General features: G+C 70.0%; 11 protein-coding genes. 3 read left to right on the forward strand and 8 right to left on the reverse strand.

Annotation, left to right across the window (positions count from 1 at the left end; translation table 11 throughout):
* From IFT89_RS20655 to nusA, 3 genes are all read right to left on the reverse strand, one after another.
* On the reverse strand, positions 1–216 hold a 216-nt coding region (locus IFT89_RS20655), incomplete at its 3' end, for a translation initiation factor IF-2 N-terminal domain-containing protein (RefSeq protein WP_202939669.1).
* A gap of 287 nt (positions 217–503) precedes the next feature.
* Positions 504–773, reverse strand: coding sequence for a YlxR family protein (locus IFT89_RS18350; RefSeq protein WP_086473927.1), 270 nt, complete (start codon positions 771–773; stop codon positions 504–506).
* 5 nt (positions 774–778) lie between these two features.
* The gene (gene nusA / locus IFT89_RS18355; RefSeq protein WP_079707160.1) at positions 779–1,780 is read right to left on the reverse strand and encodes a transcription termination factor NusA; all 1,002 of its coding nucleotides are present in this window, start codon (positions 1,778–1,780) and stop codon (positions 779–781) included.
* Between the two features lie 249 nt (positions 1,781–2,029).
* Between nusA and IFT89_RS18360 the strand changes: the two genes are divergently transcribed.
* The 3 genes from IFT89_RS18360 to IFT89_RS18370 all read left to right on the forward strand — a co-directional run bounded on the left by IFT89_RS18360 (position 2,030) and on the right by IFT89_RS18370 (position 5,400).
* Positions 2,030–3,697 carry a sensor histidine kinase gene (locus tag IFT89_RS18360; RefSeq protein ID WP_213014326.1) on the forward strand — a complete coding sequence of 556 codons (1,668 nt, stop codon included), beginning with the start codon at positions 2,030–2,032 and terminating at the stop codon, positions 3,695–3,697.
* The gene (locus IFT89_RS18365; protein WP_064295346.1) at positions 3,694–4,374 is read left to right on the forward strand and encodes a response regulator transcription factor; all 681 of its coding nucleotides are present in this window, start codon (positions 3,694–3,696) and stop codon (positions 4,372–4,374) included. Before IFT89_RS18360 ends, IFT89_RS18365 begins: the two co-directional genes overlap by 4 nt.
* Positions 4,375–4,473: 99 nt before the next feature.
* On the forward strand, positions 4,474–5,400 hold the full coding sequence (locus IFT89_RS18370; RefSeq protein ID WP_202939671.1) for a hypothetical protein: 927 nt from the start codon (positions 4,474–4,476) through the stop codon (positions 5,398–5,400).
* A gap of 47 nt (positions 5,401–5,447) precedes the next feature.
* Here IFT89_RS18370 and IFT89_RS18375 read toward each other — a convergent pair whose 3' ends face one another.
* The 5 genes from IFT89_RS18375 to IFT89_RS18395 form a co-directional block, all read right to left on the reverse strand.
* Positions 5,448–7,205, reverse strand: a complete 1,758-nt coding sequence (locus IFT89_RS18375; RefSeq protein WP_202939672.1) for a proline--tRNA ligase — start codon at positions 7,203–7,205, stop codon at positions 5,448–5,450.
* A 41-nt stretch (positions 7,206–7,246) separates the two neighbouring features.
* A complete protein-coding gene (locus tag IFT89_RS18380; protein ID WP_202939673.1) occupies positions 7,247–8,359 on the reverse strand; it encodes a hypothetical protein in 1,113 nt (370 codons plus the stop codon).
* On the reverse strand, positions 8,356–9,396 hold the full coding sequence (locus tag IFT89_RS18385; RefSeq protein WP_202939674.1) for a VWA domain-containing protein: 1,041 nt from the start codon (positions 9,394–9,396) through the stop codon (positions 8,356–8,358). The genes IFT89_RS18380 and IFT89_RS18385 overlap by 4 nt, the downstream gene beginning before the upstream one ends.
* Complete coding sequence (locus IFT89_RS18390; RefSeq protein WP_202939675.1) at positions 9,393–10,391, reverse strand: vWA domain-containing protein; 999 nt, start codon at positions 10,389–10,391, stop codon at positions 9,393–9,395. Before IFT89_RS18390 ends, IFT89_RS18385 begins: the two co-directional genes overlap by 4 nt.
* Positions 10,382–10,708: hypothetical protein (locus tag IFT89_RS18395; protein WP_202939676.1), on the reverse strand; the 327-nt coding region annotated here is incomplete at its 5' end. The genes IFT89_RS18395 and IFT89_RS18390, both read right to left, overlap by 10 nt.

Genomic DNA, 10,708 nt, shown 5'->3' on the forward strand with positions numbered 1-10,708 from the left:
GGGCGTGGCCGGTCGCTTCGCCGGGGCGGCGGGGGCGGCTGACGCCTTCGCGCCCTCGGCCTCGAGGGCGGCGCGCAGCTTGCGGGCCACCGGTGGTTCGATACTGGAAGACGGTCCCTTGACGAACTCGCCCAATTCCTTGAGCTTCGCCATGGCGATCTTGCTGTCTACTCCGAGTTCGGATGCGATCTCGTGTACACGTGGTTTTGCAGCCACAATTCTCCTGTCTGAGCTTGCACCCAGGCAGGGGCAAGCGTTAGTGGTGGACGGTGCTCATTTCGAGCCGCTCATGAGTTGTCCATTAGCCGTTCAGCCTGTTCTCTCGGAATGCCGCACCCGGGTGGGGCGGCAGCAGGATGGAGGCCCGGGATCCGGGCCTGATACCTGCGGTGGGAAGCACGGTGTGCGCCGGAGCGCTCTCGCGTGCACTCACCATCGTACACCCCGACCCTGGGTGCGGGCTCACCACCGGATCGTGAGCGGGTCGTTCCAGCCCGACGACGTCATTCAGCCGTCGGCGCGGCCGGTTCCGTCGACACGAAGGCCTGGACCGCCGACGCGTCGGGTCCCGCACTCAATCTGAGCGCCCTCGTGAACGCCCGACGCTGCACCGCCTGGTCGACGCACGCCGACGTCGGGTGCACCCAGGATCCGCGACCCGGCAGGCGCGCCGCGGCGTCTGGGATGAGCGCCCCCTCGACCGCGACGACGCGCAGCAGTGCCGAGCGCGGCTCGCGACGGCGACAGCCGACGCAGGTCCGCACCGGTTCCATCCGGCTCAGTCCGATTCGAGGATCGAGTCCGGCTGGATGTCGATCTTGGCGCCGGTGAGCTTGGCGGCGAGACGGGCGTTCTGCCCCTCCTTGCCGATCGCGAGCGACAGCTGGTAGTCCGGCACGAGCGCCCGGACGGCCTTGAGCGACTGGTCGATGACGTACGAGCTCGTGACCTTGGCCGGCGAGAGCGCGTTCGCGACGAACGTCGGCAGGTCGGGCGAGTAGTCGACGATGTCGATCTTCTCGGCCCCCAGCTCGTCGGTGACCGCGCGGACGCGACGCCCGAGCTCACCGATGCATGCGCCCTTGGCGTTGATGCTCGGGTCGTTCGCCTTCACCGCGATCTTGGTCCGGTGTCCGGCCTCGCGCGCGAGTGAGACGATCTCGACGATGCCGGATGCGATCTCCGGGACCTCCAACGCGAACAGCTTGCGCACGAGTCCGGGGTGGGTGCGCGACACGGTGATCTGCGGACCCTTGAGGCCCTTCGTCACGCTCGTCACGTACACGCGGATGCGTGCGCCGTGCGGGTACTCCTCGCCGGCCACCTGCTCCTCGGGCGGCAGGATCGCCTCGATGGTGCCGAGGTCGACGTGGATCATGCGCGGGTTCGGGCCCTGCTGGATGACGCCCGCGATGATGTCGCCCTCGCGACCCTTGAACTCGCCGAGGACGGCGTCGTCCTGGATGTCGCGGAGCCGCTGGAAGATGACCTGCTTCGCGGCGAAGGCGGCGATGCGGCCGAAGTCGTCCGGCGTGCTCTCGGCCTCACCGATCAGGACACCCTCGTCGTCGAACTCGGGCACGAACACCCCGACGTGGCCGGTCTTGCGGTCGAGCTGGACCCGGGCCGCCGGGACGTCGCCGCGCGCGGTGGTGTCGGTACCCTCGGTGCTCTTCAGGTACGCACTCAGGATGGCCTGCTCGATGATCACGACGAGCTCCTCGAACGGGATCTCCTTCTCGCGTTCGATCGACTTCAACAAACCGAGATCGATGTCCATCGATGGCCTCCTCTATTCAACTGGTGGTGCCGCGGCAAGACGTGCAGCGGCACGACGGGCATGCTGCTGCCGTGCTGCCGAACCCGTCTGTCTACGGTACCGGATGCCGAGGGGTACGTCATCCACCCAGCTGGGAAGCCGCCGCGCGTCCTCGAGGGTCCCGCTCCCGGCTCGACCGCGTCTCGGGGCGGGTGACATGATTGGCCAATGGTCTTGGGCGAGCTGCGGAACGTCATGCGGAGCACGAGGGTGAGGATCCTCGTCGCGATCCTGCTCGCGACGACGCTCGCGATGACGCTCGTGGGCGTCTCCACGTACACGCTCGGCCGGCAGCAGACACTCGCGACCATCGACGCCCGCCTGGAGCACAGCGCCGAGCTCATCGCCTTCATGGTGGTCGGTTCAGGGGACTCCGCCGACGCCCCGGCGACGAGCGACGCGGCCGTCGACGCGGTGATGCGACGATGGATCTTCGCCGAGGACGAGACCGCCATCGGTGTGCGCGCCGACGGCTCGACGGTCGCGCCCAGCGCCCCGTCCGCCTTCCGCCTGGACGACGACCCGCAGCTGCTCGACACCATCACGGCCCGGTCGTCCCGCGGCGTCGTCACGGGCGAGGCCACCGGTGACCGCACCGTGCGGTACGCGATCATCCCGGTGCAGGTCGTCGGCGACCCGAGTGTGGCCCACGTCGTCATCGCCACCGACGTGCACGCGGCACTCGCTGAGTCCCGAGGCATCCTCGCCGTCGAGATCGTCGTCGCCGTGGTGTGCCTGCTCCTGCTCGGCCTCGTCGGCTGGCAGCTCGCGGGTGGACTGCTCCACCCCATCCGACTGCTGCGGGACGCCGCCGCCCGCATCACCGAGTCGGACCTCGACGAGCGGATCCCGGTCGTCGGTCGCGACGACGTCTCGGAGCTCACCACGACCGTGAACAGCATGCTGGACCGGCTCGACGAGGCCTTCACCAGTCAACGCCAGCTGCTCGACGACGTCGGCCACGAGCTGAAGACGCCGCTGACGATCGTGCGCGGACACCTCGAGCTCCTCGATCCGTCCGACCCCGCGGAGGTGGCCGCCACCCGGGACCTCGCCCTCGACGAACTCGACCGGATGAGCTCCCTCGTCGCCGACATCACGGAGCTCTCGACGGCCGGACTCGCGTCGACCCTCGACCGGGAGCCGGTCGACATCGAGGCGTTCACCGCCTCGGTCCACGAGAAGGCCACGGCGATCTCGCCCGAACACGAGTGGACCCTGGGCGAGCAGGCCGAACTCACCGCGGACGTCGACGCCGGGCGCTTGGCCCAGGCCTGGCTGCAGCTCGCGGACAACGCCGCGAAGTACTCCCCGGCCGGGTCGACGATCGTGATCTCGAGCCGGTTCGACGAGTCGGACGACCCGGCGCTCGTGCTCTCCGTCTCCGACGACGGGCCCGGGGTGCCGGAGGCGCTCCGCGAACGCATCTTCGACCGGTTCACCCGGGTGAGCGGTGGACGGGGTGTCGCAGGCTCCGGCCTCGGCCTGTCGATCGTGCAGGCGATCGCCGCGGCACACGGCGGGTGGGCCGAGGTCGAGGACACGCAGCAGGCCGGCTCCCTCTTCAGCATCCGACTGCCGCTCGCGGTGGCGGACGACGACGAGGGGTCCGACGCTGACCTCGACCTCGACCCGGACGAGACCGCGGCGATCCCCCGCAGCGCGATGGCCCAGGCGATCGCGCTGCGAGAGGCGCAGGCGGCTCAGGACGCCGCTGCGGCGCAGACGGCCGCGGCGATGCAGGCCGGACCGACACCCGGCGATGCACGCCCCGCGAACGACGCACCACCGCGCTCGCAAGCGCCGTCCCCTGAGGACGACTTCCCGGACCTCGTCGACACCTCGGCTCGGCGGAGTGCACCGGAGGACCACGCATGAGCCGGATCCTGGTCGCCGAGGACGAGACGCGGATCTCCGCGTTCGTGAGCAAGGGCCTGCGTGCCGCCGGCCACACGGCGGACGTGACGGTCGACGGCTCGCAGGTCGTCGAGCTGGCGGAGAGCGGCGACTTCGACCTGCTCGTCCTCGACATCGGACTCCCCGGCGTCGACGGCTTCGAGGTGCTCAGACGGCTCCGCGACGACGGCAGCGAGCTCCCCGTCATCATCCTGACCGCCCGCGATTCCGCGCGAGACCTCGTGGCGGGCCTCGACGGCGGAGCGAACGACTACATGTCGAAGCCCTTCCGGTTCGAGGAGCTCCTGGCCAGGATCCGCCGACGCCTGGCGGAGCGGGCACCGGCGTCGACCACCGCCGTCCAGGAACGGCTGTCGGTCGGTCATCTGGAGCTCGAGCTGCGCGAACGGCGCGTCCTCGTCGACGGTGTGCCGGTCGAGCTGTCCACCCGCGAGTTCGCCCTGGCCGAGGAGTTCTTCCGCCACCCGGACCAGATCCTCAGCCGGGAGGAACTCCTCAGCCGGGTCTGGGGCTACGACTTCGATCCCGGTTCGAACGTCGTCGACGTCTACGTGCGGTATCTCCGGAACAAGATCGGCAAGGACGCCATCGCGACGGTCCGCGGAGCCGGCTACCGCCTCAGCACGAGAGCGCAGTAGCGGCCGTCATTCCCCACGGATGACGACAGTTACTGCGCTCTCGCGCGCGGCTGTGGACAACGCTGGGGCAGGATTCCGCCGGCTTGCGAAGGTATGGGGATGCGACCCCCTCGACCGTTGCCCGCGCATCTCGTCGGCCGCGCGTTCACGACCGACGACGTCGGACTGCACGGCCAGTCGATCGGACGTCTGCGGGGGCGGGATCTCTCGGCCCCGCATCGCGGCGTGCGGACGGTCGGCGTCGATCTCGACACCGTGCGCGGACGGTGTCGGGCGTACGAACCGCTCCTCGGACGCTCGCGGGTCTTCAGCCACGTCACCGCGGCCCTGCTCCTCGACCTGCCCCTCCCACCCCGGGTCGCCTCCGCGCCGGAGCTCCATGTCGGTGCACGCGACGGGACGACACCTCCCCGAGCGCGTGGCATCGTCGGCCATCGCCTGGCTCCCGAGACCGTCGTCGCCTTCGCCCATGGGCACCCGGTGACCGCCGCACTCGACACCTGGCGTTCGCTCGCGGATGTCCTGCCACAGGAGGAACTCGTCGCCGTCGGGGACCGCATCGTGTCCGGCGTGCGGACGGGGACGGATCGGACCGATGTGCTCGCGTCCGTCGCCGATCTCCGGCAGGCGGCCCTCGAGCACCGAGGACGACGCGGAGCAGCTGCGCTCAGATGGGCCGCAGCACGCGTCAGGGCCGGGGTCGACTCCCGTCCCGAATCGCTCCTCCGCCTCGCGGTCGTCGAAGCGGGGCTTCCCGAGCCGCTCGTCGGACACCCCGTCGTCGTCGATCACGGGGGCTTGACGCTCCACCCGGACCTCGCGGACACCCGCGCGCGACTGTTTTACGAATACGAGGGCGACTTCCACCGGACCGAGCGCCACCGGTTCCTGGACGACATCCATCGGCGGGAACTGCTTGAAGATGCAGGGTGGCGGGTGATCCGCGTCACTGCCGACGACCTCTTCGCCCGCCGACAGCAGTTCCTCAGGCGGATCCGGCACCTCCACGCCACGAGAGCGCAGTAGCGGTCGTCATCCGGACGGGATGACGACCGTTCCTGCGCTCTCGTGGCTCAGAGGGCGAGATCGGCGATCGCGACCCGGTCCTTCGTGCCGGCGGCCCGGTCCCAGAGCTCGACGAAGCCCTCGGTGGCCTCGCGACCGACGACCACCACGACGGGCACGCCGATCAGCTCGGCGTCGCCGAACTTGACGCCCGGGGACACCTTGCCGGTGCGGTCGTCATAGAGGACATCCTTCCCGCTCGCCTCGAGCGAGGCCACGAGTTCCTCGGCCACCTCGAAGATCGCCGCGTCTCGTCCTGCTGCGACGACGTGCACGTCGAACGGGGCGACGGCCTTCGGCCAGATGAGGCCGCGCTCGTCGTTGTTGCCCTCGGCGATGATCGCGAGGATGCGGGTGATCCCGATGCCGTAGGAGCCCATGGTCACCGTGACGAGCTTGCCGTTCTCGTCGAGCACCTTCAGTCCGAGCGCCTCGGCGTACTTGCGCCCGAGCTGGAAGACGTGTCCGATCTCCATGCCTCGAGCGAGCTCGACCGGTCCGGAGCCGTCGGGCGCGGGGTCGCCCGCGCGGACCTCGGCCGCCTCGACGAAGCCGTCGGCGGTGAAGTCGCGCCCGGCGACGAGGCCGAAGACGTGCTGCTGATCGACGTTCGCGCCGGTGATCCACTCGGTGCCGTCGACGACCCGAGGGTCGAGGAAGTACCGGATCTCCGTTGCCGACTCCTCACCGAGGACGGGCCCCTGCGGGGACCACGGTCCGATGTAGCCCTTGACGAGCCCAGCGTTCGCGGCGAAGTCCGCTTCGGTCGCGGCCTCCACCTCCGCGGGGCTGAAGGCCACCTCGACGCGCTTGAGGTCGACGTCGCGGTCGCCCGGCAGGCCGATGACGACCAGCTCGCGTGTGCCGTCGAGGTGCCGCAGTGCCAGCACGACGTTCTTGAGGGTGTCGGCGGCTGTCCAGGCCCGTCCGTCTTCGCGCGGGTGCCGCTCGTTGGCGAGGTCGACGAGCGTCGAGATCGTCGGGGTGTTCGGCGAATCGAAGACCGTCGCGGGTGCCAGACCCTCGATGGGGCGGGCCTCCGGGACCTCGGTGGTGTAGGCCTCGACGTTGGCGGCGTACCCGCCGGCCGAACGCACGAAGGTGTCCTCACCGACCGCGGTGGGGTGCAGGAACTCCTCGCTCCGTGAACCGCCCATCGCGCCGGCGTCGGCCTGCACGATCTCGTACTCCAGGCCGAGCCGCGTGAAGATGCGCTCGTAGGCGTCGCGCTGCGCCTGGTAGCTCGCGTCGAGCCCGGCATCGGACACGTCGAACGAGTAGGCGTCCTTCATGGTGAACTCACGACCGCGCAGGAGGCCTGCCCGGGGACGGGCCTCGTCGCGGTACTTGTCCTGGATCTGATAGATCGACAGGGGCAGGTCCTTGTAGGAGGAGTACAGGTCTTTCACGAGCAGGGTGAAGACCTCCTCATGCGTCGGCGCCAGCAGGTAGTCGGCACCCTTGCGGTCGTGCAGGCGGAAGAGGGCGTCGCCGTACTCCTCCCACCGGCCGGTGACCTCGTAGGGCTCGCGCGGCAGGAGCGCGGGGAAGTGCACCTCGAACGCGCCGGCGTTCGCCATCTCCTCGCGGACGATGGCCTCGATCTTGTTCTTCACCCGCAACCCGAGCGGCAACCAGGCGAAGACACCCGGCGCCTGGCGTCGGATGTACCCCGCCCGCACCAGCAGGCGGTGACTCGTCACCTCCGCGTCGGAAGGGTCTTCACGGAGCGTACGGAGGAAGTAATTCGAAAGGCGCGTAACCACCTGTCCATGCTAGTCCGTCACACGCAGGCAGCCCGGAACCGCTACCAGGGGCGATCGGCGAAGTTCCCGTTGTCGTTGTTCCGACCGCGGTTCTTGGCGTCCTCGGTCGACTTGTCCTGCTGGGCGTCCTGGCCGGCGTCCTTCAACTTGTCGACCTTCCCGTCGACCTCGCTGTCACCGGTACCGCTCGAGCCGCTCGAGTCGCCGTCGCCCTGTCCCCCGTTCGAAGGATCCTGCTGGCCCTGCCCGCCGGACCGGTCGCGCTGGTCGGTCGCATCCTGACGTTTGCGGTCGATGCGATCGCCGGTGTCCTGCAGGTTCTCACCGGGCGTACCCTTCGGATCGATCACGTCGGGCTGCTGCCCGGTTCCGCCCTGGTCATCCTGGTCGCCCTGATCGCCCTGGTCACCTTGACCGCCCTGGTCGTCCTGACCTCCTTGACCACCTTGATCACCCTGGTCCTGCGGGTCCTGCGGGTCCTGCGGGTCCTGCGGGTCCTGCGGGTCCTGCGGGTCCTGCGGGTCCTGGGGGTCCTGCGGGTCCTGCGGGTCCTGGGGGTCCTGGGGGTCCTGGGGGTCCTCGTTCTGATCCTGGGACTCCCCCTCGAAGCAGCCCTCGCCCTCGTCGACGATCCGCTTCGCCGTGTCGTAGAGGTTGATGGCGCCCTGGAAGAACTGGCCCTTCACGTACTCGTCGGCCTGGGTCTCGTACGCGCGCGCCAGGTTGACCCGGACGATGCAGGCGGTCTCCTCCGTCGGCGCGAGCTCGAGCGCCTTCCCGAGGTCGTCGGTCCCCTGCACCCAGTCCTGCCCGGCCGCGGCTGCGGTGCCCCGGTCGAACCAGGCGATCCACGGCTCGACGACGTTCGCCGTGAAGAGGTGCCCCGCGCTCAGCTGCGCCCCGGAGTAGTCCTCGGCGCGGTATTCGGCGATCGCCGACTGCGCGACGACCGGCAGACTCACGAACTTGACCCCGACGACGAGGGCGACGAGCACCAGCGGAAGGGACCACCAGAACAGCCGACGGCGCAACCGGGCGACCTCGGCCGGGGCCAGCGGCGGACGCCGCGGTTCCTCGAGTCGTGGCCGTGGCTCCGGGCTGCGCGGCGCGTCGTCGGGCCGGTCGGTGCGGGTCCGATCGTCGAAGAGGGTCATGCCTGCCCACCCTTCGTCCGTCGGAGCTCGCCCAGCGCGCCGACCAGGCCGGGGAGCTCGGTGAGGAGCAGCACACCGAACCCGAGCGCGAACACCCAGTACAGCTCATCGGTGCGCCGGATGTCCACCTCGTCCTCGACGGTGACGCCGCCGACGGCGAGGCCGTCGAGTGCGTCGTCGAGCGACGCGCCGGGTGTCCTGATCTCCGACTCGACGCCGAGCTGCGACGCGATCGTCTCGAGTGCGCCCGGATCCAGCCGGGACACGGCGGGCTCACCGGTCGAGTAGTCCTGGATGTAGCGGACGCTGCCGTCCTGGTACCCGGAGAACTCGCGCATGGTCCCACCGGCCTCGGTCCCGTAGCCGAGCACGCCACCGCCGCCGATGAGCGGTGCGATGCTCTCGAACGATCCGGGCGCCGCGCCACTCGTCTGCTCGCCGTCACCGAGGTAGAACATGATCCGGTTCCGACCCGGCTCCTGCTCCTCGGCCTGGGTCAGCAGCGTGGTCATGAACTCCACCGGAGCGTCGATGCTGCTGCCGCGGGAGTAGGTGGTGATCTCCTGCGTCATCGCCTCCACAGCCGACCGGAGCGCCGTCGCGTCCGTCGTGAGGGGCATGCGCTGGACGGCCACGGCGTCGAACGTCACGAGGGCGTATCGGGCACCGGCCAGCCGGTCGGCGATACCGGTGATGTCGGCCTTCGCACCGTCGAGTCGGGTCGGCGGCTTCGGGGCGCCGTTCTCGTCCGTCCCCGACGCGGTCTCGTCCGGCCAGTCCTCGGCAGCCATCGAGCTCGTCGTGTCCACGACGAAGTAGACGTCGAGGTCGCCCATCGCGGACGGTGGGCGATGGTTGCCGGGGATGGTCGGTCGGAGGGCGATGATCACGAGCACGACGACCATGGCCAGTCGGGCGATCCAATGCCAGGCTCCTGGCCGCCGCACCCCGGCGAGGAACTGCCAGACGGCGAAGGCCGCGAGGACGGTGCCGAGCACGGCGACGGCCCAGATCGGCAGAACGGGGTTGATGGTCATCGGCGCAACCTCCAGGCGAGCAGCATGAGCGCCGCGAGGCCGCCGAACGCCGCCAGCACGAACACGAACGGCTCGTCGACCTGCACGAGCTGTTTGGCGCCCTTCAGCGTCTTCGTCTGCTCCGCCGTGATCTGCTGGACGATGCCGCCGACCGCGCCGGGGTCGGCGAGCGCGTAGTAGTCCCCGCCGGTGGACGTCACGACCTCGTCCATCTCCGCGGCGAGGTCGTCGAGGTAGTCCTTGCTGGAGACGTCGCCGGGGTTGATCCCGTACACCGTCACGTCCTGCGCCTTCGCGTAGGCGCCGGCCTCCTTGAGCGTGAGGATCGGCTCGCCCGCGACGTAGTTGTCGGTCGCGAGCACGATCGAGCGCGACCGTTCCTCGCCGACCTGGTCGAACCGCATGACGCAGGACCCGAGACCGTCGCCGATGAGGGACGAGCCGTTCCCGAGATCGGTGCCGTTCCAGTACTCGTAGTCGCTCTCCGGCGAGGTGAGGTCCTCGACGAGGTGGTCGAGCTGCGCTGCCACGTAGTCGTAGTCGCTCGTCAGCGGGAAGTACGTGGTCGCGGACGCGTTGAACAGGACGAGCGCGATCCGCTCACCGTCGAACCGCTGCACGAGCTTCTCGAACACCCCGACCAGCGCGGCGTCGTACTCCGTCATCGACCCGGACACGTCGAGGCAGAGCACGATGTCGCGGTTGCGCAGTTCGGGCTGGAACACCGTCGTGCTCACCACGCGTGACCCGAGGGCCGTGCCGGCGAGCAGCAGCACCCCGAGCGCGGCGATCGTCGCGATGATGAGGCGCCGGTACCGCGACAGCGCGCGACGGTAACCGGGGAGCGCGGTGAGCCGTTCGGAGTGCGCGACCCACAGGGGCTCGGCGTTCGCCTTCCGGCGCCGCCCGGTGCGGGCCACGAGGACGACGACGGCGACCACCGTGGCCACGGCGAGGAGCCAGACGAGCGGCATCCACCAGTAGATCAGCTCCACGTCGTCACCACCTGGCGGGCGAGCGTGGCGGCCTCGGCGACGCTGCCCGTCTCGGCCTCGCGGAACTCGACCGGGTAGTAGGCCGACACGGCACGACTGAGTGGCGCGAGTCCGGCGCGATCGAGGTCTGCGAGGGTCATGACCTGGGCGCGGACGCCGCTGGACTCGTGCGCGTACATCCGGAGGATCGCGCCGAGCCGTTGGTGGGCGCGCCGCGTACTCAGGGCGCCGTCCCCGTGCTCGCGCTCGATCTCGCCGATGAGCGCGAGGTAGCGGTCGCGCAGGACGGTCGGCGACGGCTGCGGCGCCGGGCGCGG

The organism is Plantibacter sp. CFBP 13570 (genome assembly GCF_014841395.1).
In the GTDB taxonomy this organism is placed as follows: Bacteria; Actinomycetota; Actinomycetes; order Actinomycetales; family Microbacteriaceae; genus Plantibacter; species Plantibacter auratus.